Origin of the sequence: Mesorhizobium sp. UC74_2 (genome assembly GCF_042701485.1) — a bacterium.
Taxonomy (GTDB): Bacteria; Pseudomonadota; Alphaproteobacteria; order Rhizobiales; family Rhizobiaceae; genus Mesorhizobium.
Window position 1 is genome coordinate 5,043,852 of the sequence record NZ_CP170562.1, and the last position, 20,814, is coordinate 5,064,665.

A 20,814-nucleotide genomic window follows, 5' to 3' on the forward strand; every position below is an offset into this window, starting at 1 on the left:
AGGAACCAGCCAATGCCCTCACGAAACCACCAGCTTCAGATGGCTCTGTCCGGTCGGCCGACGGTTCTTCATGCCGGAGATCGCATAGCCATCGCGACCGGCTTCCTTGGCGCGATAGAGCGCTTCATCCGCCCTGGCGGTGAGGTCGACAGCGGCGACATAGATGTCCGGCGTCCATTCGGCGATGCCGACGCTGATGGTGAAACGTTCCTCGTCTTCCGGCCTGCCGCTGCCTTCACGCACGGTGGCGACGAGAACGGAGGCAACCTTTTCCGCCTGGCGTGCGGTCGTTTCCGGCAAAAGGATCGCGAACTCGTCGCCGCCCAGCCGGAAAACGGTATCGCTGCCGCGTATCATCGCCCTGGCGATCTCGGCGAACTGGCGCAGGATGCGGTCGCCGAAGGCATGGCCATGAGTGTCGTTGAAGCGCTTGAAATGGTCGATGTCGATCAGCATCAGCGAAAAATGGCGGCCGGTGCGGCGCGTGCGTTTGTCCTCGGCCTCCAGCAAGGCCAGGAAGTGGCGGCGATTGGGGACACCGGTGAGATCGTCGGTCTGGGCGAGCTCGGCAAGCTCCTCGCGCAGCCGCCCGATCGACATGACGGTGAAGCCGAAGTTCCACACCACGCCCGAGAAGATCACACACAGCAGCGCATAGGATTCCACCGTGGAGTAGAAATCCTGGTCGACGCGGCCCAGCATCAACCCGACGTTCAAGGCACTTTCGATGAGATGGCCGAGGATGCCGACGATCATGGCGGTGGCCGCGATCATCGCGCCGAGATCCCTGCGATGCCAGCGCAGCAGGTACCAGGCGGCAAGCACCAGCGGCACCGACTGGCCGCCGGCATAGACGAGATTGCGGCCCTGCAGGCTGCCGAACAACAGCAGCAGCAGGAACAGGCTGCCGGCGGTGATGGCCACGCTCGCCTTCAGCCCGCCGGACTGGCCATAGAAGACGCGCACGCCGACCCAGAACATGCAGAAGCCGAAGATGACGAAGCCGTTGCCGATCACGGCAGGCCCGTAGCTGCCCTCATTGCCCTGCAGCGCCAGCACGCAGCCGCCGATGGTGGAAAGCACGCAGCCGGCCAGCCACACGCGTGCCGCCGCGAAATTGCGGTAGCGGTAGGCGATCGCGCCCCAGATGACCGCCACCGTCAGCGAGTTGAGCAGGATGACGATGTAAAGCGTCAGGAAGTCGAGTTTCATCACAATGTCCCGGGCGAAGCCCCCTCCTACGGGTTCGCCACTTGCCCAGACGTTAAAATAAAAGGTGCGTTTTGCGTCAACTGTTAGAAAAGCCAGTGGCGATGACAGGATAGCGGGCCGCAGTGGAAATACTCAGAGGTCCGGCTGCGTCATCCACGTCGTCTGCGCGCCGCGATGCACTGCGACAAAGGCCGCAGCCACGGCTCCCGCCGCCAGCACCCCGCCCAGCCAGGGCAGGCTCTGCAGAGGCAACCAGGCCAGGGCAGAGCCGCCCAAGGCCGTGCCGAGGCCGACACCGACATGCATGGCCGACAGGTTGAGGCCGACGCCGGCTTCCGCCGTCTGCGGTCCGGTGGCTATGAGGAAACTCTGCACCACGGGCGAGATCATCCAGCTGATCATTGCCCAGGCCATCATCGCGATGATGAAAAGCCCGGGCACTTTCGCCGCCAACGGTATGGCGAGAAGCGCGACCAGATAGGCGAGCGGCGTCGCCACAATGGCGAGACGCGGCCCGGCGACATCGGCCAGCCAGCCGCCGCAATAGCCGCCGCAGACGCCGGCGATACCGAAGGCGAGGAAGAACAGCGTGATGCTGCCTTGAGCGACGCCGACCACGTCGGTGAGGTAAGGCGCGAGATAGGCGAACAGCATGAAATGGCCGCCGATCATCAGAATGGAAACGAGCTGGGCGGCAACCAGCGGCAACGAGCGCAGATGCTGCCGATAGCCCGATGCCGCCGGCTGGCCATGCCCCACCGTCGGCAGCGTGCGCAGGCAAATCAGCAACACGGCCGCGGCAAGCAAGGCAAGCGCGACAAAAACCGCGCGCCAGCCGAAATGGCCGCCGATCAGCATCCCAACCGGCACGCCCAGCACCATGGAACCGCTGATGCCCATGAAGATGATGCCGATGGCCCTGCCGCGCATGGCAGGCCCGGCCAGTTCCGCCGCCAGCATCGTCGCAACGAGGCAGGCAACCGCGCTGGCGGCGGCCATGCCGATGCGGGCCATGAACAGAACGGCATAGCTGGCGCTTGCCGCGGCCAGCAGGTTGCTGGCGATGAACAGCAGCAGCGCCAGACACAGCATGGCCTTGCGTTCCAGCCGCGTCGCCACGAAGAGCGCCATCGGAGCGATCAGCGCGAAGGTGATCGAGAAGACGGCCGTCAGTTGGCCGGCAAGGCCGATCGGGATATCAAGGCCTGAAGCGACCTCCGGCAGGATACCGATGACGATGTTTTCCGCAGTGCCGGTGACGAAGGTGGCCAAAGCCAGCAGGAAGATCCGAAAGTCCATGAGCCCGTTCCGTTGCGCGTTGCGCCGCGACGGAAGTGCCTCCGATACGGCGTGGTGTTGCGTATCGGGTTTCGAGGCTATGCTTCGGTTATCCCACGAGCCGGCTTGTTACCATGCGCAGAGCTAGGCGGAAAGGCGATGAGCACGGCGCGACGATGGCGCCACTGCTCCAGGCTATCCTCGAGGCCGAGCTCGCGCGCGGCAACAGGATCGCCGAGGTCGGCGACTGGCCGCCGCACTGCCGGCTGCTCGTCGTGCTGGCGCAACCGTTCCACGCCATCTACCCGCTTGCGAAAGGCATGGAATTCCGCGAGATCGGCGACCCGCATTACTGGAAGGCCGAATACACGCTTGCAGGCGAATGCCTGGCCTGCCGCTTCCAAGCACCATGAACCGCCGACACTGCCTGCCCGCCCACATCGAACGACCGAGGACCGATGCCCATCCATGAACTCGCAGCCCTCGGCGCCGCAACCTGCTGGGCGCTGACCGGCATCATCTCGGCGGGACCGGCTGGCCATCTCGGCGCGCCGGCCTTCAACCGCCTGCGCCAGATCTTCGTCACCGCCATGCTGGCGCTCTATGTGCTGGCGACCGGTTCCTGGCGCGAGCTCGAGGCGGCCAATGTGCTGCCGCTTCTCGCCTCCGGCTTCATCGGCATCTTCATCGGCGACACGCTGCTGTTTGCCACGCTGAACCGTGTCGGCCCGCGCCGTTCCGGCATCCTGTTCGCGCTCAACGCGCCGATCGCGGCGATCCTCGGCTGGCTGCTGCTCGGCGAGACGCTGACCACCAAGGCAGTCGCCGGCATGGCGCTGGTCGTCGCCGGCGTGCTGCTGGCCATCCTGTTCGGCAAGCGCCGCGCGCAGCTGCATCAGTGGGAGAAAGTGAAAGGTCCGCTGTGGATCGGCGTGGCGCTGGGGCTGGGTGCCGCAACCGGCCAGGCGATCGGCTCGATCATCGCGCGGCCGGTGATGGAAACCGGCATCGACCCGTTCGTGGCTTCCATGCTCAGGGTCGGCATCGCGGCAGCTTTTCTCACCGTCATGATCCAGCTGCCCATTCCCGCGCTGAAGCCCAGGAACCCGCTGACCTGGAAGGTGGCGGCCATGACCGCGCTGACCGGCATCCTCGCGCTGGCAATCGGCATGACGCTGCTGCTGTTCGCGCTATCGGGCGGCAAGGTCGGCATCGTCTCGACACTGTCGGCAACCTCGCCCGTCATCATCCTGCCGCTGCTGTGGCTGCGCACCGGCGAGCGGCCGGCAGCAGGCGCCTGGACCGGCGCCGCCCTGGTGGTGGCCGGCATGGGGCTGATCTTCATGGCGTGATCCACGCCCGAATTTGCGTCTCTCTCTGTGGCGAACTAGCTGAACCAGTAACGGTTCATGGCCTGGAGAAACCCGATATCGTCGACAGGAAAACCCGACGCCTCACCGATGACCGCGTCTATCCCGCATTCAGGGCAAAGCGCGGTGACGCCTTTGTCAGTCCAGTCTTCGATCTCATTGAAATCGAACGTCTCGCAGCAATAAAAGCAGCCGCAGACAGCGCTATGATAGAGTTCGCCCCAATGATAGGAGGAATGCTCATGAGCTTCCTTCAACGCGTGGTCCGGCACATCCATGGCGGGAGAGCGCGGCGTCAGCGCAATGCCTGATTATCAGCTAGTCATCTAATCGAATTGCGGCGACGGGTCCAGAGAGGACCCAAGTCTGCATCTCACACAACCACCCCAACGGGAATACTGCCGCCGGGAATGGACATGACGCCGCTTTGTTCGCTTCTCCGAGGCAAGGTCGGCACTCGCCATGCCCTCGATTGATGTATGGTCTGCCGGGCGACGATCGACCGCGAAGCTTAATTGCCTGAATGCCCGAACAGGGGAAAACAATGAAGCACACCGACATGCTTGGCCGCAGCATCGCCGACCCGGTGGTGGCGTCTTATCTGGCCGATCATGAACTGTTGGACCCAACCGATTTTCGCAAATACACCGAGATCGGTAGTTTTGGTGGACCGAATAGCGGGTTCAACCTGCGGTCTGACCCTCTTCGCGTTTACCTCTCGCAGTACGAGGAAATCCGATCAAGAAACCTTCCAGACGACGAGGAGATGATTGTCACCCAGCTGTCCTTTACCGGACCTGATACCATCAATAACCAGCAGCGAGCCTACACATCGATACTGCCCCTGCGGCTGGCATTTGGCGACAGCACCGACATCGTGGCCAAGAAGCTGGACGTGCTGCCGTTTCGCGAGGAGAAAAGTGCGACATTACCCGACTATTCGGCGGAACGTTTCGTGTTCTGGTATGCCGTCGATCGTCTGCACGTCATCGCCAAATACGACGGTGAACATCGGCTGATGGCGGTTTACCTTCAGCAAGCCGATCGAAACACGCTTCGCGCAGAGCGCCGCCGTGCCTCTCTGGACAAGTATGAAATCATCCCAGGCAACGTCGAAAAGATCGAAGCGCTCCGGGCCAGAATTCCCACGCCTCGCTGGCGGGAGGCAATGGATGACGGCGACGATCTTTTCAACGAAGCCGATATCGCAAAAGCCGACGCGTTGCTCAACACCTTCATCGACAGGGTCAAGGACGCAACCGGTAAAGCTGATGCAGCGGCCATCTACGCGGCGGTCAAGCATCTCGTTCTCGGGCTAAATCAGATCAATACGCAAAGCGGGATGATCGAAACCCTGGAGCGCGACGAACTTGGCGACCTGATCGACGACGTCGTCAGGACAACAGGTTTCAATCTGGCCGAGGGCGAAGACGTCACAAGCGAATGGCGGGAATGGTAGAACGCAGCCGGATCGAGCCTGCCGTCGACACGGCTGGCGAGATCGCGGCCTTCATCGCCGCCAACCTGCCGGTCGCGCCTGTTCCGGGCATTCCCGAAATCCGGCTGCATGGCGCGCATGCGGGCAGCAATTTGCGCCGCGTCGTCGAACAGCGCAGCAGGCTCTCGCCCTACTGGGCCTATCAATGGGCCGGCGGCGCGGTGCTGGCACGCCATCTGCTCGACCGTCCCGAAACCGTACAGGGGCGCACCGTGCTCGATCTCGGTACCGGCTCCGGCCTCGTCGCCATCGCCGCGGCCAAGGCCGGCGCCGGCAAGGTGATGGCAGCGGACATCGACGCGCATGCGATCGCCGCGACGCGCCTCAATGCCGTCCTAAACGATGTGACCGTGGAGACTTTGCTGGCCGACCTTACAACCGAAGAGCCGCCAAGTGTCGACGTACTGCTGGTCGGCGACCTGTTCTACGAACGCCGGCTCGCGCGCCGCGTCACGACATTCCTCGACCGCTGTCTTGCCGCGGGCATTACGGTCCTGGTCGGCGATCCCGGGCGCACGCACTTGCCGCGCAGGCGGCTCAAGACCATCGCCGAATACCATGTGACCGACTTTGGCGCGGCGGGTGCGGCGACCCCGGCAACCGTCTTTGCTTTCATTCGGGAAAGCTAATTCAACCCAGGCGAAGGGACTCACTTTCCACGCCACCTGCGATTGCTCGGAAGAATAGCGCCAATTTTTGCGTGGATTGTCTTAAAAACAGAATCCCATGCTTCGCGTGAGCAGGAATCTTGCTGCAAGCTGAAATAATCATCCGGTGATTCCTCCCGTACCACCGGTTGTGTTCTTCCCTCCCAAGAGGCTTTTCAGCCTCTGCTTCGGCCGGGGCGCCAGTCGTCCCGGCTTTTTTCTGTGCTCTGTTTCTCGGGCGCTATTTTGCCGGGTCGACCCAGCCGTTCGGCGGTCCGAATTTGGCCATGGTTTCGGCAGGCCCCCAGGTGCCCGGCTCGTAGATCGCCGGCTGGCTCTTGTCGTCGAGTATCGGACCGACGATGCGCCAGGCAGCTTCTGATGCATCCTGACGGGTGAACAGGCGCACGTCGCCGTTCATGGCATCGCCGATCAGGCGCTCATACGGCTCCATGTCACCGGCGGAATCGTCCACGGCCGAAAGCTCGACCTGCTCGCCGACCATCTCGTCGCCGGCCTGCTTGCGGCGGGCGCCGATGCTGATGGATATTTCCGGGTTGATGCGGAAACGGACATAGTTGGCTTCGTCCGGCGCGATCGTGTCGAAGACATCGAGCGGCGGACGTTTCAGGCGGACCACCACCTCGGTGGCGCGCACCGGCAGGTTCTTGCCGGCGCGGATGAAGAACGGCACATCCTGCCAGCGCCAGGTGTCGACGAAGAAACGCACCGCGGCGAAAGTCTCGACGGTCGAGCCCGGCGCGACGCCCGGCTCCTGCAGATAGCCGGCGAACTGTCCGCGCACCACGTCGTCCTTGGTCAGCGTGCGCACGGCCTTCAGCACCTGCACCTTCTCATCGATCAGATCCTCCGCCGAGCGGCCCGATGGAGGCTCCATGGCCAGAAGCAGCATGATGTTGAGCAGGTGGTTCTCGATGACGTCGCGGATGCAGCCGACCTCGTCGTAGAACTTGCCGCGCCCCTGCACGCCGAAATTCTCCGCCATGGTGATCTGCACGCTCTCGACATAGTTGCGGTTCCAGATCGGCTCCAGGAAGGAATTGGCGAAGCGGAAATAGAGCAGGTTCTGGATCGCTTCCTTGCCGAGATAATGGTCGATGCGGAAGATCGAGTTCTCGTCGAAGACGATGTGCAGCACCCGGTTCAGCCAGCGTGCCGACTGCAGGTCGCGCCCGAACGGCTTTTCCACCATCAGCCTGGCGCCGACGGCGCCGCCCGACTGCTCCAGCCCCTGAACCACCGGCTCGAACATGGAAGGCGGCACGGCCAGATAGTAGAGCGGGTGGCGGAAGCCGTTCAGCTCTTCCTTCAGCTTGTCGAAGGTTGCCTGGTTGCGATAATCGCCGCTGACGTAGCGCAACAGCCCGACCAGCCTGGCGAACACTTTCTCGTCCACCTTGCCGAGGGCCGCCTTGATGCCGTCATGGGCGCGCTCGGCCAGTTTCTCCACCGTCCAGTCGTCATAGGCAATGCCGATGATCGGCTCCTTCAGGTGGTCGCGTTCGACCATCGAATAGAGCGCCGGAAAGATCTTCTTGTGCGCCAGGTCGCCGGTGGCGCCGAACAGCACAAGCACGTCCGATCGGGTTTCAGCCGCTGCTGCCATGATCCTTACCCCCTCAGGCTTTCGGCTTTTCGAGATGGCCGCCGAAGGCATAACGCATGGCGGACAGCAGCTTGTCGGCAAAGGCCGACTCGCCCTGCGAGGAGAAGCGATCGAACAGCGCTGCCGATAGCACCGGCGCCGGCACGCCGGTGTCGATGGCGGCCTTCAGCGTCCAGCGGCCTTCGCCGGAATCCGAGACGCGGCCGCCGTAGCCGGCCAGTGCGGGATCGGCCTTGAGCGCGCCGGCGGTGAGATCGAGCAGCCAGGAGCCGATGACCGAACCATGGCGCCACACTTCGGTGACCGCCGGCAGGTCGATGTCGAACTGGTAATATTGCGGCTCGGACAGCGGCGTCGTCTCGGCATCGGCGCTGCGCTTGGCCTTGCCGGAATTCGCGGCCTTGAGGATGTTCACGCCCTCGGCATAGGCAGCCATGACGCCATATTCGATGCCGTTGTGCACCATCTTGACGAAGTGACCGGCGCCGCTCGGGCCGCAATGCAGGTAACCGAAGGGGGCAGTGCCGGCGGCCGTGTCAGGCGTCGCACCATTGTCTGCACCTGGCGCCAGCGAAGCGAAGATCGGATCGAGATGTTTCACCGCGGCGTCGGGGCCGCCGATCATCAGGCAGTAGCCGCGCTCCAGGCCCCAGACGCCACCGCTGGTGCCGACATCGACGAAGGCCAGGCCTTTTTCGGCATAGCGGGCGCCGAGATCGACCGCGTCGCGATAGTTGGAGTTACCGCCGTCGATGATGATATCGCCCTTGTCGAGGAGGGCGGCCACCTGGTCGGCGACCTTGCCGGTGATGGCGGCGGGCAGCATGAGCCAGACGGCGCGCGGCTTGGCCAGCTTGCCGATGAAGTCTTCCAGCGACCCGGCGCCGGTCGCGCCTTCCTTGACCAGCGCGTCGACGCTGGCCGGATTGATGTCGTAGACGACGCATTCGTGGCCGTCGCGCTGCAGGCGCCTGACCATGTTGGCGCCCATCCTGCCCAGTCCCATCATTCCGATCTGCATGTTTCCATCCTGCTTGCTGACATTGACCTGCCCGATCGCCCTGCTCGCCGGCACCTGCCGACGCAACCGAGACGCCGACCATCTCCGATCCGGGGCCATCAAGCCAGAGGAATGTGAAGGCTGTTTCAAAGGAAGTGGCGAACAAAAGGCGATAGCCTGGCTATTCCCGGTGCCAGCCCTCGATCCGGCAGCCGCTCAGTCGTTCCGCGTCATCGCGCGGGACATGCCCGACGGTTTCGGCGAAGGTCCAGACATGGCCTTCCGGATCGCGCACCCGATAGGTGCGCTCGCCATAGAACTGATCGGCAGGCTCCTGCACGATCTCGGCGCCGGCGAGGCGCGCCCGTTCACAATGCTCGTCAAGTCCGCTCTGCAGCTTCAGGTAGACAAGCTGGGTATTCCTGCCGCCAACCGATACGGGGCTGGCAACATCGTCAGACCATTCGTGGTCGACGACGATATAGGCGTCGGCGAAACGCATCTCGGAATGCACCAACCGCCCGGATGGTTCCGTGACCAGCATGCTGCGCCGGAAGCCGAAGGCACGCTCCAGCCATTCGAGCGCTGCCCACGGATCACGGTAGAACACGCCGATGCCAAGGGTGGCATGCTGGAAGGGATCGTGCATCGTCAAACTCGTTTTAGAAGAGAGTTTAATCTTATTCCTTGCGGTATATTTACTCTTCCATGTTCTGTTGTTCAGAACGCACCAACCGGGAAAAAACAACAAAGGCCGCACATAAATGCCCGAAAGAAAGGACGGCCTCCCTTTGTTGCGGTACTCGATGGCGGACGGGACACGCCTTCTCAATCAAGAACAAACGGAGGCGATCCGGCGCCTACATTTTCTTATGGTTGTGGTGGCCATTCCCTTCGCCATTCCACTCACCTACACCGCGCTCATTTGGTTCACTGAGAACGGGAGCGCATTCCCATTTCTTATAAGTCTTGCAATTAGCCTCTTAGGCTCGATTCCAATCGATTTGGCTTTCCGCCGCCGCCGATTGGCGATCATTCAAGCAGCCCATTTGTCAACAGACCCAGCGGACAGACCGACCTTTGAATCAATGGGCGCTGATTTTCACCAAATCACACGGCATACTTGGCGTGACACGCCGAAACCTTTTCTCTGGCGGTTGCTGCACCGCCTTGCCGGTAAACTCGCAAGGGTCTTCAAATCTCCTTCCTAGCGTGAGGAGATAGGGGACGCCGGGTCGTCAGGCAGAGAACAGACCGCTCACCCTCTTCCAGCCAGGAACGCCGGCAAGTCCGCGACGGAGGCCAGCACCACATCGGCCAGCGGTGCAAGGGACTCGCGCGTGCCTGTACCCGACAGCACGCCGACCGCCAGGCCGCAGCCGCCGGCGCGGGCCATGTCGAGGTCGTGCCGGTTGTCGCCGACCATGGCGACTTCGGAGGGCTTCAGGCCGGTGAGGTCGCAGAAGGCGATCACCGCGTCGGGCGCAGGTTTCGGGTTGGCGACCGCATCGTAGCCATAGGCGGCGTCGAACAGCTGCGCCATGCCGATGGCCGACAGCGTGCGCTCGCAGCCGGCGGTGGAATCGTTGGTGGCAACGCCGAGCCGGTAGGATTTCGCGTGCAGCGCTGCAAGCGACTCGGCAATGCCGGGTAGCGGCACGGCGAGCGCCGAACCCTGTTCGGTGCTGATCGCGTTGAAATGATCCAGCGCGTCACGCTGCTCGGCCGCCGACAGTTCGGGGAACCATAGCGCGATGATGTCGGCATTTGTGCCGGCGGCGAAGACGGAGTCCGGCTTGAAGCCTTTTGTTTCCGCATCGTAGCCGGCCTTGGCCAGCAGATCGTCAGCCCTGGCGCGGTCGCCATTGGCGGCTTCCAGCGCCATGCGATCGGCCACGCCCGCCCAGGTGGCGTGGAAGTCGATCAGTGTTCCGTCCTTGTCGAAAAGGATGCCCTTGATGCCCGCCAAACCCTTCACTCCCGTCTGCCTGGTGTCGTCATTTCGCCGTTCTCCCGCTTCCTGGAATTGCACGTGGGCGAAACGAAGGAACGGACGACGCTGGAACCTCAACCTGCCGGGGTCCCGGCGATTCTGCTATTCGTTCACCGCCTAAATAAACAAAGGCCGCCGGAATGGCGACCTTTATCAAGCGGTGACGGATTTCAGAATCAGGACGCTAGCCGGTGGATATGCTCCACCAGCCCCGCCGTCGAGGCATCTCTGCTGGCGGCATTCTCCTTGCCTTCAACGACAGGCAGCAGGCTGGTGGCCAGTTCCTTGCCGAGTTCGACGCCCCATTGGTCGAAGGAATTGATGTCGTAGAGCGTGCCTTCGACGAAGACGCGGTGTTCGTAGAGCGCGATCAGCCGGCCGAAGGTGCGCGGGTCGAGCTTGCGGTAGAGGATGGTGAGCGAAGGCCGGTTACCGGAAAAGACGCGATGCGGCGCGATTCTGTCGACCTGCTCGGGTTTCATGCCCTTGGCCAGCATCTGCGCGCGCGCTTCCTCCAGGGTGCGGCCTTTCATCAGCGCTTCCGACTGCGCCACGACATTGGCGAGCAGCAGGTCGTGATGGTGCTTCAGGTCCGGCTCGTGGCCAACAGCGGCGGCGATGAACTCGACCGGGATGATGTCGGTACCCTGGTGCAACAGCTGGAAGAAGGCGTGCTGGCCGTTGGTGCCGGGCTCGCCCCACACCAGCGGGCCGGTCAGCGTCACTGCCTTTTCTCCATCCAGCATGACGCTCTTGCCGTTCGATTCCATGTCGAGCTGCTGCAGATAGGCCGGCAGGCGCGACAGGCGCTGGTCGTAGGGAATGACGGCGCGGGCCGGATACCCACAGACAACGCGATGCCAGAAGCCAACCAGGCCGAGCAGAACCGGCAGGTTCCTGTTCAGAGGCGCCGACTGGAAGTGTTCGTCCATGTCATGCGCGCCGGCCAGGAAGGCGCGGAAATTTGCGGGACCCACGGCAATCATCACCGGCAGGCCGATGGCGCCCCAGACCGAATAACGGCCGCCGACCCAATCCCAGAAACCGAAGACGCGATCTTTCTCGATGCCAAATTTGGCAACCAGGTCGAGCGCGGTGGAGACGGCGGCGAAATGCTTGCCGACGGCTTCCTTGCCGAGCTTGGCCTCGACCCATTTGCGCGCCGTCTCGGCGTTGGTCATCGTCTCGACGGTCGTAAAGGTCTTGGAGGCGACGATGATCAGCGTCGTTTCCGGCGACAGGCCCTTCAGCGTGTCGTGCATATGGGCGCCGTCGATGTTGGAGACGTAATGCGTGCGCGGCCCGTCGTGATAGGGGGCAAGCGCCAGCGTCGCCATGACCGGGCCGAGATCCGAGCCACCGATGCCGATGTTGACGACGTCGGTGATTTTCTGGCCGGTGTAACCGGTCGCCTTGCCGGAGCGGATAGCATCGGCAAAGACGCTCATGGCGTCGAGGACCGAACGGACATCCTTCTGCACGTCCTGGCCGTCGATGGTGAGGCCCTTGCCGTCAAGGTTGCGGAGCGCCGTGTGCAGCACGGCACGATCCTCGGTGATGTTGATGTGCTTGCCCGAAAACATCGCCGCGCGCCGGCCTTCGAGGTCGGCGTCCCTGGCCAGGCCTTCGAGCAGTTTCATCGTCTCTTCGTCGACCGCGCATTTGGACCAATCGAGCAGCATGTCGCCGTCGAGCGCCGAAAAGTGCCTGAAGCGGTCCGGATCGGCGGCAAAGGCCTCGCGCATGTTCATCGGTGTTGCCGCGCGATGGGCGCGCAGGGCGGCGAGCTGTTTGTCGAAAGCGGTGCGGTCCACGGCGATCTCCGGAGGATGATGGGCTGTTCGGCGGCAGTCTAGCAGAGCAGATGCAGCAAGCGAGAGGTTTGCACCGAAGTTATCTAGCGGAGTTTCAATCGGTTCAAGTCGGCGTTCGCGCACATTTTGCGTCGGCATGAAACGGGTCTGCGCAAACATGCCATGGCGCCAACCAGAGCGGGTAATTTCTACTTTTAGGTGTTCACCGGCGGGAATGAAGGATCACTGGCATAAATCCCAGCGATCAGAAAAATTGATTGGCGCAAACCCTTGGACCAATCATACAGTCCAATGGTCCACAAAACAAAAAAGACTGACCAACGAGGAGCGCCCGAATATGCCACAGCGTAACGACACAGCGATATGGTCGGGCCTGTTCAGGATTTCGGCCGAGTCCGGCCAGACCCTGCAGGCGCAGATCCGCCAGGCGATCGTGGCAGCGATTCTCGACCGTCAGATCGCCGCGTCCATGCCGCTTCCCTCCTGCCGCATCCTGGCCGAAAAGCTCGGCGTCGCGCGCGGCACGGTGGTGCTCGCCTTCCAGCAACTCGTCGACCAGGGCTTCCTGGTGGCGCGCGAACGGCGCGGCCACTTCGTGAACCCTGAGGTCCTGGCAACGCCGGCACGGCCGCAGAAGGCACCGGAACAGGCCAACGAGATCGACTGGAAGAAGCTGCGCCAGATCGCCGCCAGCGACATGCCGCCACCGAACAAGCACGACAACTGGATCAAGTCGTCATATCCATTCGTATACGGCCAGTTCGACCCGGCACTGTTCCCGACCGCCGAATGGCGCGAATGCAACCGCATGGCGCTGGCCGTGCTGGAGATCCGCAACTGGGCCTCCGACATGGTCGATCGCGACGACCCGCTGCTGATCGAGCAGATCCAGGCGCGGCTTTTGCCGCGGCGCGGCATCTTCGCCAATCCGGACGAGATCATCGTGACGCTGGGGGCGCAGAACGCGCTCTACATGCTGGCCACGCTGCTGATGACCAAGGGTTCCAAGGTGGCGATGGAAGACCCCGGCTATCCGGATGCCCGCTCGATCTTCCGGTTGGCCGGCGCCGACATCCAGCCGATCCCGGTCGACCAGTCCGGCATCGTCACCTCTGCGATCCCTGCCGATTCCGGCTTCGTGTTCGTGACGCCGAGTCACCAGTGCCCGACGATGGTGCCGCTGTCGCAGGAGCGCCGCCAGGACCTGCTGGCCCGTGCCAACCGCAACAACCAGATCATCATCGAGGACGGCTACGACAGCCAGCTGCTGGACGAGGCACCGCAGCAGGCACTGAAGAGCATCGACCGGTCCGGCCGCGTCGTCTATGTCGGCTCGATGTCGAAGACGCTGGCACCTGGCCTGCGCCTCGGCTACATCGTGGCCTCTGCCGGCCTGATCGCAGAGCTGCGCGCGCTGCGTCGTTTCATGCTGCGCCATCCGCCGGCCAACAACCAGCGTGCCGTCGCCCTGTTCCTGTCGCTCGGCCATCACGAGGCGCTGGTGCGGCGCCTGTCGACGGCCTTCGACGAACGGCGCAAACGGCTGGTGCATGCGATCTCGGCGTTCCTGCCGGACTGGCGCGCCACCGACTCGGCCGGCGGCACCTCGTTGTGGCTGGAAGGACCGCGCGGCAGCGACTCGCGCGATCTTGCCGCCGCAGCGGCCAGCCGCAGCGTGATCATCGAACCGGGCGACCGCTTCTTCGACCGCGCCGACAAACCGTCGCGTTTCATGCGACTGGGCATATCGTCCATCTCGCTGCAACATATCGAACCCGGCATCCGAGAGCTCGCTACCGCAGCGGGCCGGCGACCGGCAGCCGCTTAGCCGCATCCTCCCGACGGCTCACCTCCGCCCGGTCCAGCACCGGGCGGCTTTCTTTTTGGACAAGGAGCCAAGGACGAATTAGCCGGCGCAAGACCCGCATCGATCGGTTGGCGGCGACGGCAATTCCTCAACTGTTCAGCCAGGGGCGACAGTCGTCGCCAGGTTTCAATGCAGACGCAAGGCAAAGGACACAGGTAGCCACGATGGCAGCAGCCACCAGACGCCGGCTGTCAGCAGCGCGACGGTAACCAGAACGCCAGTCCACGCCAGCAGTCTGCCCAGACATCCAGCCGTGGAGCGGTCACCCCGGCTCCGGTCGGATTGGGCCAGAGAAAGGCCAGATCCGGCGACGATCGGCAAGATTGTCGCCCAACGGCGTGATTGCGCGCGAACACGTATAGTCCAGCCGAGGACCATTGGGCCGGTTTCCTTCAATGCATTCGTTGATTGTCGCGATGGCGACCGGACGAGGCGCCCGCTCTTTGTCTAGAGCGTTTCCGTTTTTCACGGAAACGCTCTAAGTTTTTGTTTTCGTTGCATTTTTGCTACGCCAAGTGATTCCACTTGGCTACAAAATGCTCTAGGGCCTCGGTCGCAGGAGCATGCCGCCGAACTTGCCCGCGGACGTCAGGGCGAAGCTCCATTCCACCTGACCATGCTCGAACTGCACGTCATAGACGTCCCAGCCCTCCTGGCTGACACCGCGGAATGTCACGCCGAGCAAGGCACCGAGACGCGCCAGGTCCTTGGCGATCACGTCCTTCTGGGCGCGCGCCGCTGCCGCCAATGCCGGGCTCATCCGCTCGTAATCGGGCTCCCCACGCATATGATCGCTGATGGTGGCACGCAGCAGCGCTTCACTGCCCGGCAGCGGAATCCTGTCGCGGATACGCCTGTCCAGCGCCGCCCTGATCTCATGGCTGACGCTCTCGTCGATGCGTTGCGCGGGAAGATCCAGTCCGCCCTGGTGCAGCACCAGCCGGTCGACCGTCCCCGTCACAGAGCGCAGGAAGGTGATCTGGGCCGGGACCAGCTTGAGGAAGAAGGCGTCGCCGCTCTCGGGAAAGGCTTCCACCTCGGGCTGGCCGGTCACCTGGATGAAGAGATGCCCGTCGCGATGGACTACGGCCAGATCCGGCCCGTCCTGCAACTGATAGTGGCCGGCATAGTCGGCATAGAGAGCAGGATCGATCTCGACCGCGGTGCGCGGCCGTGCCTGCTCGTAGCTGCGCCAGGCAATTGCGTCCGAAGAAATGTCGGTCATCTGGGTCTCCTTTGCCAATCTGACGAGATCGTCGATGGAAACACGCTCGCCTCCCGCAAGCTTGGCTCGCAGCGCCTCGACGATGATCAGGCCCTGCTCGGCCCGCTCACGCGTCTCACGCAGCACCGCCTGCTGCATGACGAACAGGCGCTCCAGGTCGGTTGCCTTGCCCGCCAGCAGGCCGGCGATGGCCGACAGGCTGAGCCCCAGCCGCTTCAGCGCCAGAACCTCGGTGAGGCGGGCAACATCGGCGGCCCCGTAAAGCCGCCAGTCCTTGTCGGTACGGCGCGGTGCAATGAGGCCATAACGTTCGTACAGCCTGAGTGCCCTCACCGTCAGCCCGATGCGGCCAGCGCATTCGGCGGCAGTCAGCCATTCGGTCTCGGCGATGTCTCTTGCCGGCTTGTCCATGAGAGCTCCTGAAGACCGCTGTAAGCTATGACCATAGGTCCGGCTCAAGCCTTATTTTGGAGACGGCGACAGATTATGACAGGGCAAAAGCCGGCTGGCGCGCCTCCATGACTGGTCCACTGGCCGGGCAGGTTTGGCTCATATGCTGTGCCAATGCGATTGGCATAGTTCCCCGAAACAAGGGGAAGAAGCTCGCTGATGGTGGACCAACCACCACATGCAAGGCTTCGGGACAAAAAGCGGAGGTTTTCCATGTCTATGACGGCGGAAAAGCAGGATTTGCAAGGCAATGGCGGGTCTCGACGATCCGGCGGGCGCGAAGCGCGACGGGCCATGCGCGCGGCACCGCTGGCTGACGACATTAGGCCAGTGAGAGCCGGACTGGAAGGTGGGCGTTACGGTCCATTGGCCCAGAACGACCTGGAGCGCATCCATGAGGCAGTGCTGACGCTGCTGGAAACGGTCGGCTTCGCCAATGCCATTCCCTCATGCATCGAAGCTCTGACCAGGGTCGGGGCCAGCTACAGCGAGGATGGCCGCATCCGCTTTCCGCGAGCGCTGGTGCTCGACACCATCCGCAATGCGGCGCGCAACTTCACGCTGCATGGCCAGGACCCGAAGCACGACATGCTGATCCAGGGCAAGCGCGTGCATTACGGCACGGCGGGCGCCGCCGTGCACCTGGTCGATGTCGAGAAGCGCGAATACCGCGAGAGCCTGCTGCAGGACATCTACGATGCCGCCCGCATCGTCGATGGACTGGACAACATCCACTTCTTCCAGCGGCCGATGGTGCCGCGCGACATCCCCGATCCACTCGAGATGGATTTCAACACGCTCTACGCCTGCGTGATGGGAACCTCCAAACATGTCGGCACCTCGTTCACGGTGCGCGAGAACGTGAAGCCGGCGCTGGAAATGCTCTACGCCATCGCCGGCGGCGAGGAGAACTTCCGCGCCCGGCCCTTCGTTTCCAACTCCAACTGTTTCGTCGTGCCGCCGATGAAGTTCGCCGAGGATGCCTGCGGCGTGCTGGAGGCCTGTGTCGAGGGCGGCATCCCGATCCTGCTGCTTTCCGCCGGCCAGGCCGGCGCGACCGCACCGGCGGCGATCGCCGGCGCAGTGGTGCAGGCGGTGGCCGAAGTGCTGGCTGGGCTGGTCTATGTCAATGCGCTCAAGCCTGGCCACCCGGCGATTTTCGGCACCTGGCCCTTCGTCTCGGACCTGCGCACCGGCGCGATGTCCGGGGGCTCCGCCGAGCAGGCGCTGCTGACGGCGGCCTGCGCGCAGATGGCGCAGTTCTACGACCTGCCGGGCGGATCGGCCGCCGGCATGGCCGATTCCAAACTGCCCGACATCCAGTCCGGCTTCGAAAAGGGCATCACCGACGTGATGGCAGGCCTGTCGGGCCTCAACCTCGTCTATGAATCCGCCGGCATGCATGCTTCCCTGCTCGGCTTCTGCCTGGAAAGCCTGATCATCGACAACGACATGATCGGCCAGTGCCTGCGCTGCGTGCGCGGCATCGAAGTCAGCGACGAAGCGCTGTCGATCGACACCATCACCGAAGTCTGCCTCAACGGCCCCGGTCATTATCTCGGCAATGACCAGACGCTGAAGCTGATGCAGACGGAATACTTCTACCCGGCCATCGGCGACCGCTTCTCGCCCAAGGAATGGAACGAAAAGGGCAAGCCCGACATCCTGCAGCGCGCCATCGCCGAAAAGAAACGCATCCTTGCCGAGCGCTTCCCACATCACGTGCCGCGCGCCATCGATGATCGGCTGCGGCAACGCTTCGACGGCATCATCCACCTGCCCCGTTCCGGCATGGGCGGCTGAGACGCGGCCGTTTCCTTCTCCCAGAAGGGGAGAAGGGGCGCCGTGTCGCTTAGTCACTACTCCCGCGTCAGGACACCCGGCAGGACACAAAGCATTTCGAACAGCAGATTGGCCGCGACGAGCGCGGTGTTGCCTGACGTGTCGTAGGGCGGGCTGACCTCGACGAGGTCGCAGCCGACGATGTTGAGCCCGGCGCAGCCGCGGATGATCTCAAGTGCCTGGATGGTGGTCAGCCCGCCGATCTCCGGCGTTCCGGTGCCGGGCGCATAGGCAGGATCGAGGCTGTCGATGTCGAAGGAGATGTAGACCGGGCCGTCGCCGATCTGCTGCCGCACCTCCTGCATCAGCGGCGACAGCGACTTGTGCCAGCACTCCTCGGCCTGGACGACACGGAAGCCCTGCTGGCGCGGCCAGTCGAAGTCGTCAGCCGCATAGCCGGTGCCGCGCAGGCCGATCTGGACGCAGCGGCGCGTGTCGAGCACGCCCGCTTCGACCGAACGGCGGAACGGCGTCCCATGCGCGATCGCCTCGCCGAACATGTGGTCGTTGATGTCGGCGTGCGCGTCGACATGGATCAGCCCGACCGGGCCGTGCTTCTCGGCGATCGCGCGCAGGATCGGATAGGTCAGCGTGTGGTCACCGCCCAGCGTCAGCGGAATGCAGCCAGCTTCCATGATCCCGGCATAGTGGCGGGTGATGATGTCCATGCAGGCCGGCAGGTTGAAGGTGTCGATCGGCACGTCGCCGATGTCGGCCACCATCAGGCTGTCGAAGGGCGCGGCGCGCGTCGCCATGTTGTAGGGCCTGACCATGCAGGATTCGGCCCGGATCTGCCGGGGTCCGAAGCGGGTGCCGGCACGGTTCGACGTGCCGACGTCGAGCGGCACGCCGACGAAGCAGGCATCCAGACCCGCCGCATCCTGCTGCGTCGGCAGGCGCATCATCGTCGCCGGGCCGCCGAACCGCGGCATCTCGTTGCCGCCAAGCGGCTGATTGAAGGGTCTGGTCACTATGAGGCCTGCTTGTGCTGTTGGGAGTGGGTGGGAGAAAAACCTCAGGCGACCGGCAATGTCGAGAGATGTTCATGGACGGCGAGCCATTGGCCGCCGTCCTTCCTGAAAACGATGGTTTCCCGCTCGTGGCTGGTGACGGCTTGCCCTTCAAACATCGCCCGGGTTTCGACCTGGTGCGTGAAGATCGCCATGTCGCCGAAAACTTTGATGTCGCGTCCGGACGATTTGCAGTCGAGAACCTTGAAGCCGAGCGAAGTCTCCCAGTCCTTCCACAAGAGGCGATAATCCTCGCGGCTGGCGAGCACCACCGGATGATTGTGGAAGATGAAGGTGGCGTCCGGCGCGAAGGCCGCGAAATAGGCTTCGGTGTCATGCCGCCCGAACGCGGCCACCAGACGGTCCGCCGCGGCAGTAACCGCATCCTGATCCATCGACAACTCCTTCATTCTCCGGTCGCCTGTGATTGTCGCTCAAGTGATCGGCGCGATTGCTTCGTCCGACACGGGAACGAGGCGCGGGCCTTTCGGGGCCGTAGACGGCGCGCGGCTCCGGGAAAACGAACAGCAGCGCCGGATAGATGATCGCCGGCAGCACCAGTGCCACGATCAGCGAGACATCGACACCGCCGAACAGGTTGCCGAGCCAGCCGACGAACTGGCCGGGAATGTTGACCGTCGCCAGCGCCAGCAGCGCGGTCGGGATCCAGGCGGTAATGCCGGCGATGTTCCAGCCGTTGCGGAACCAGTAGGCGCCGCCGGTCTTGCCCTGGTTGAACACCTGCATGTGCTCGGGAAGATAATAGCCGCGCCGCAGGAAGGCACCGACGATCATCACCGACATCCACGGCGTGGTCATGACGATGATCAGCGTCACCAGCGTGGTGATGGAGGAAATCAGGCTGAAGCTGAAGCGGCCGACAAAGATCAGCACGATCGAAATGATGCCGATCAGCAAGGTTGCCTGCACCCGGCTGAGCGCCGGGAAAACGCTCGAGAAATCGAGGCCCGTGCCGTAGAGCGAGGTGGTGCCGGTCGACATGCCGCTGACCAGGGCAAGGCAGAGCAGCGGCAGCAGGAACCATGCCGGAGCCACGGCGATGAGCCCGCCGGTATAATTCGCGTTGGTGATGTAGTCGGGAGCGGCGGCGGCAACCACCGTCGCGGTGATCAGGCCGAACAGGAAAGGCAGCAAGGTCAGGACCTGCGCCAGGAAGGCCGCGCCCATCAGCCTGAACTTGCTGGTCTGGCGCGGAACGTAGCGGGTCCAGTCGCCGAGAAAGGCGCCGAACGAGATCGGGTTCGACAGGACGATCAGCGTCGAACCGATGAAGGCCGGCCAGAAGCCCTCGCCGCCAACGGCGAGCCCGGCGCCGGCGAAGCTCTGGTCGAACTGCGGCCAGAAGGCGATCAGCCCGATGATCATCAGGCCGGTCACCACCACGACCGCGATCCGGTTCACCACCAGCATCAGCTGGAAGCCATAGATGCAGACCAGCAGGATCGCCCCCGCGAACAGGCCATAGGCCAGACCGTAGAGCCATTCGCTTTCGGCCGCGCCGAAAAGCCGGTGCAAGGTTCCCACAAGCGCGTCGCCGCTGGACCAGACGCTGATCGCGAAGAAGCAGATCGCGGTGAGCAAGGCGAGGAACGAGCCGACGATGCGCCCGACGACGCCGAAATGGGCGCTGGAGGAAACGGCATTGTTGGTGCCGTTCATGGCGCCGAAGATCGCCATCGGCGCCAGGATCAGGCCGCCGATGACCACGCCGGTGATGCAGGCGGCGACGCCTTGCCAGAAGGAAAGGCCGAAGATGATCGGAAACGAGCCGAGCACCGCCGTCGCCAGCGAGTTCGCGCCGCCCCATTCGATGCGCATGAAGTCGAACACCGTGGCGTGCCGCTCATGGTCGGGAATGATATCGATGCCGTGGGTTTCGATCTTCATGGCGGCAGGTGCCGCGGCCAGCGGCGCAGCCGCCTCGTAAGCCGTATTCATAGTCTCCCCCTCTATTCTCCTC

Annotated in this window: 19 protein-coding genes; 7 read left to right on the forward strand and 12 right to left on the reverse strand. The window is 63.5% G+C overall.

Annotated features, from left to right (window positions below):
- Nucleotides 1–18 precede the first annotated feature (18 nt).
- The gene (locus tag ACFJIU_RS24540) at nucleotides 19–1,212 is read right to left on the reverse strand and encodes a GGDEF domain-containing protein (RefSeq protein ID WP_379064347.1); all 1,194 of its coding nucleotides are present in this window, start codon (nucleotides 1,210–1,212) and stop codon (nucleotides 19–21) included.
- A 132-nt stretch (nucleotides 1,213–1,344) separates the two neighbouring features.
- Nucleotides 1,345–2,511 (reverse strand): MFS transporter, encoded by a 1,167-nt coding sequence (locus ACFJIU_RS24545; RefSeq protein ID WP_379064349.1) that lies wholly within the window; start codon nucleotides 2,509–2,511, stop codon nucleotides 1,345–1,347.
- A gap of 155 nt (nucleotides 2,512–2,666) precedes the next feature.
- Between ACFJIU_RS24545 and ACFJIU_RS24550 the strand changes: the two genes are divergently transcribed.
- Together ACFJIU_RS24550 and ACFJIU_RS24555 are read left to right on the forward strand one after the other, a co-directional pair.
- A complete protein-coding gene (locus ACFJIU_RS24550; RefSeq protein ID WP_379064351.1) occupies nucleotides 2,667–2,903 on the forward strand; it encodes a hypothetical protein in 237 nt (78 codons plus the stop codon).
- A gap of 45 nt (nucleotides 2,904–2,948) precedes the next feature.
- Complete coding sequence (locus tag ACFJIU_RS24555; RefSeq protein ID WP_379064353.1) at nucleotides 2,949–3,842, forward strand: DMT family transporter; 894 nt, start codon at nucleotides 2,949–2,951, stop codon at nucleotides 3,840–3,842.
- Nucleotides 3,843–3,877: 35 nt separating this feature from the next.
- Here ACFJIU_RS24555 and ACFJIU_RS24560 read toward each other — a convergent pair whose 3' ends face one another.
- Nucleotides 3,878–4,117, reverse strand: coding sequence for a cytoplasmic protein (locus ACFJIU_RS24560; protein ID WP_379064355.1), 240 nt, complete (start codon nucleotides 4,115–4,117; stop codon nucleotides 3,878–3,880).
- Between the two features lie 287 nt (nucleotides 4,118–4,404).
- On the opposite strand from ACFJIU_RS24560, the gene ACFJIU_RS24565 reads away from it, so the two are divergent.
- The gene (locus tag ACFJIU_RS24565; protein WP_379064357.1) at nucleotides 4,405–5,319 is read left to right on the forward strand and encodes a hypothetical protein; all 915 of its coding nucleotides are present in this window, start codon (nucleotides 4,405–4,407) and stop codon (nucleotides 5,317–5,319) included.
- Nucleotides 5,313–5,987, forward strand: a complete 675-nt coding sequence (locus ACFJIU_RS24570; RefSeq protein WP_379064359.1) for a class I SAM-dependent methyltransferase — start codon at nucleotides 5,313–5,315, stop codon at nucleotides 5,985–5,987. Before ACFJIU_RS24565 ends, ACFJIU_RS24570 begins: the two co-directional genes overlap by 7 nt.
- Before the next feature lie 259 nt (nucleotides 5,988–6,246).
- On the opposite strand, the gene zwf is transcribed toward ACFJIU_RS24570, so the two are convergent.
- From zwf to ACFJIU_RS24585, 3 genes are all read right to left on the reverse strand, one after another.
- Nucleotides 6,247–7,632: a glucose-6-phosphate dehydrogenase gene (zwf, locus tag ACFJIU_RS24575; RefSeq protein ID WP_379064361.1), complete on the reverse strand. Its 1,386-nt coding sequence runs from the start codon at nucleotides 7,630–7,632 to the stop codon at nucleotides 6,247–6,249.
- A gap of 13 nt (nucleotides 7,633–7,645) precedes the next feature.
- A complete protein-coding gene (gnd, locus tag ACFJIU_RS24580) occupies nucleotides 7,646–8,653 on the reverse strand; it encodes a phosphogluconate dehydrogenase (NAD(+)-dependent, decarboxylating) (protein WP_379064363.1) in 1,008 nt (335 codons plus the stop codon).
- 160 nt (nucleotides 8,654–8,813) lie between these two features.
- Complete coding sequence (locus tag ACFJIU_RS24585; RefSeq protein ID WP_379064365.1) at nucleotides 8,814–9,287, reverse strand: VOC family protein; 474 nt, start codon at nucleotides 9,285–9,287, stop codon at nucleotides 8,814–8,816.
- Between the two features lie 109 nt (nucleotides 9,288–9,396).
- Between ACFJIU_RS24585 and ACFJIU_RS24590 the strand changes: the two genes are divergently transcribed.
- Nucleotides 9,397–9,843 carry a hypothetical protein gene (locus tag ACFJIU_RS24590; RefSeq protein WP_379064367.1) on the forward strand — a complete coding sequence of 149 codons (447 nt, stop codon included), beginning with the start codon at nucleotides 9,397–9,399 and terminating at the stop codon, nucleotides 9,841–9,843.
- A gap of 47 nt (nucleotides 9,844–9,890) precedes the next feature.
- On the opposite strand, the gene ACFJIU_RS24595 is transcribed toward ACFJIU_RS24590, so the two are convergent.
- Together ACFJIU_RS24595 and pgi are read right to left on the reverse strand one after the other, a co-directional pair.
- On the reverse strand, nucleotides 9,891–10,601 hold the full coding sequence (locus ACFJIU_RS24595) for an HAD family hydrolase (RefSeq protein WP_379073207.1): 711 nt from the start codon (nucleotides 10,599–10,601) through the stop codon (nucleotides 9,891–9,893).
- Nucleotides 10,602–10,801: 200 nt separating this feature from the next.
- Nucleotides 10,802–12,439: a glucose-6-phosphate isomerase gene (gene pgi / locus ACFJIU_RS24600; protein ID WP_379064369.1), complete on the reverse strand. Its 1,638-nt coding sequence runs from the start codon at nucleotides 12,437–12,439 to the stop codon at nucleotides 10,802–10,804.
- Nucleotides 12,440–12,776: 337 nt separating this feature from the next.
- Between pgi and ACFJIU_RS24605 the strand changes: the two genes are divergently transcribed.
- On the forward strand, nucleotides 12,777–14,267 hold the full coding sequence (locus tag ACFJIU_RS24605) for a PLP-dependent aminotransferase family protein (protein WP_379064371.1): 1,491 nt from the start codon (nucleotides 12,777–12,779) through the stop codon (nucleotides 14,265–14,267).
- A 580-nt stretch (nucleotides 14,268–14,847) separates the two neighbouring features.
- Here the strand turns inward: ACFJIU_RS24605 and ACFJIU_RS24610 are convergent.
- Entirely contained in the window at nucleotides 14,848–15,942 is a 1,095-nt protein-coding gene (locus ACFJIU_RS24610; RefSeq protein ID WP_379064373.1) for a MerR family transcriptional regulator, read from the reverse strand.
- Nucleotides 15,943–16,194: 252 nt separating this feature from the next.
- Between ACFJIU_RS24610 and ACFJIU_RS24615 the strand changes: the two genes are divergently transcribed.
- Nucleotides 16,195–17,784, forward strand: coding sequence for a trimethylamine methyltransferase family protein (locus tag ACFJIU_RS24615; protein WP_144377615.1), 1,590 nt, complete (start codon nucleotides 16,195–16,197; stop codon nucleotides 17,782–17,784).
- A gap of 56 nt (nucleotides 17,785–17,840) precedes the next feature.
- Here the strand turns inward: ACFJIU_RS24615 and speB are convergent, their stop codons facing one another.
- Genes speB through ACFJIU_RS24630 form a run of 3 tightly spaced genes read right to left on the reverse strand, consistent with a single transcriptional unit; the run spans nucleotide 17,841 to nucleotide 20,792 of the window.
- Entirely contained in the window at nucleotides 17,841–18,794 is a 954-nt protein-coding gene (speB, locus tag ACFJIU_RS24620) for an agmatinase (protein ID WP_379064374.1), read from the reverse strand.
- A 44-nt stretch (nucleotides 18,795–18,838) separates the two neighbouring features.
- The gene (locus tag ACFJIU_RS24625; RefSeq protein ID WP_379064376.1) at nucleotides 18,839–19,228 is read right to left on the reverse strand and encodes a nuclear transport factor 2 family protein; all 390 of its coding nucleotides are present in this window, start codon (nucleotides 19,226–19,228) and stop codon (nucleotides 18,839–18,841) included.
- Nucleotides 19,167–20,792, reverse strand: a complete 1,626-nt coding sequence (locus ACFJIU_RS24630; protein WP_379064378.1) for a purine-cytosine permease family protein — start codon at nucleotides 20,790–20,792, stop codon at nucleotides 19,167–19,169. Before ACFJIU_RS24630 ends, ACFJIU_RS24625 begins: the two co-directional genes overlap by 62 nt.
- Nucleotides 20,793–20,814 lie beyond the last annotated feature (22 nt).

Excerpts from the sequence above, each read along its gene's own strand:
- ACFJIU_RS24565 (WP_379064357.1), top strand. The coding sequence starts at position 4,405 with ATGAAGCACACCGACATGCTTGGCCGCAGCATCGCCGACCCGGTGGTG.
- ACFJIU_RS24550 (WP_379064351.1), top strand. The coding sequence starts at position 2,667 with ATGGCGCCACTGCTCCAGGCTATCCTCGAGGCCGAGCTCGCGCGCGGC.
- ACFJIU_RS24540 (WP_379064347.1), bottom strand. The coding sequence starts at position 1,212 with ATGAAACTCGACTTCCTGACGCTTTACATCGTCATCCTGCTCAACTCG.
- ACFJIU_RS24625 (WP_379064376.1), bottom strand. The coding sequence starts at position 19,228 with ATGGATCAGGATGCGGTTACTGCCGCGGCGGACCGTCTGGTGGCCGCG.
- ACFJIU_RS24570 (WP_379064359.1), top strand. The coding sequence starts at position 5,313 with ATGGTAGAACGCAGCCGGATCGAGCCTGCCGTCGACACGGCTGGCGAG.
- ACFJIU_RS24555 (WP_379064353.1), top strand. The coding sequence starts at position 2,949 with ATGCCCATCCATGAACTCGCAGCCCTCGGCGCCGCAACCTGCTGGGCG.
- ACFJIU_RS24605 (WP_379064371.1), top strand. The coding sequence starts at position 12,777 with ATGCCACAGCGTAACGACACAGCGATATGGTCGGGCCTGTTCAGGATT.
- gnd (WP_379064363.1), bottom strand. The coding sequence starts at position 8,653 with ATGCAGATCGGAATGATGGGACTGGGCAGGATGGGCGCCAACATGGTC.
- ACFJIU_RS24590 (WP_379064367.1), top strand. The coding sequence starts at position 9,397 with ATGCCCGAAAGAAAGGACGGCCTCCCTTTGTTGCGGTACTCGATGGCG.
- ACFJIU_RS24610 (WP_379064373.1), bottom strand. The coding sequence starts at position 15,942 with ATGGACAAGCCGGCAAGAGACATCGCCGAGACCGAATGGCTGACTGCC.
- ACFJIU_RS24545 (WP_379064349.1), bottom strand. The coding sequence starts at position 2,511 with ATGGACTTTCGGATCTTCCTGCTGGCTTTGGCCACCTTCGTCACCGGC.
- ACFJIU_RS24615 (WP_144377615.1), top strand. The coding sequence starts at position 16,195 with ATGTCTATGACGGCGGAAAAGCAGGATTTGCAAGGCAATGGCGGGTCT.
- zwf (WP_379064361.1), bottom strand. The coding sequence starts at position 7,632 with ATGGCAGCAGCGGCTGAAACCCGATCGGACGTGCTTGTGCTGTTCGGC.
- ACFJIU_RS24630 (WP_379064378.1), bottom strand. The coding sequence starts at position 20,792 with ATGAATACGGCTTACGAGGCGGCTGCGCCGCTGGCCGCGGCACCTGCC.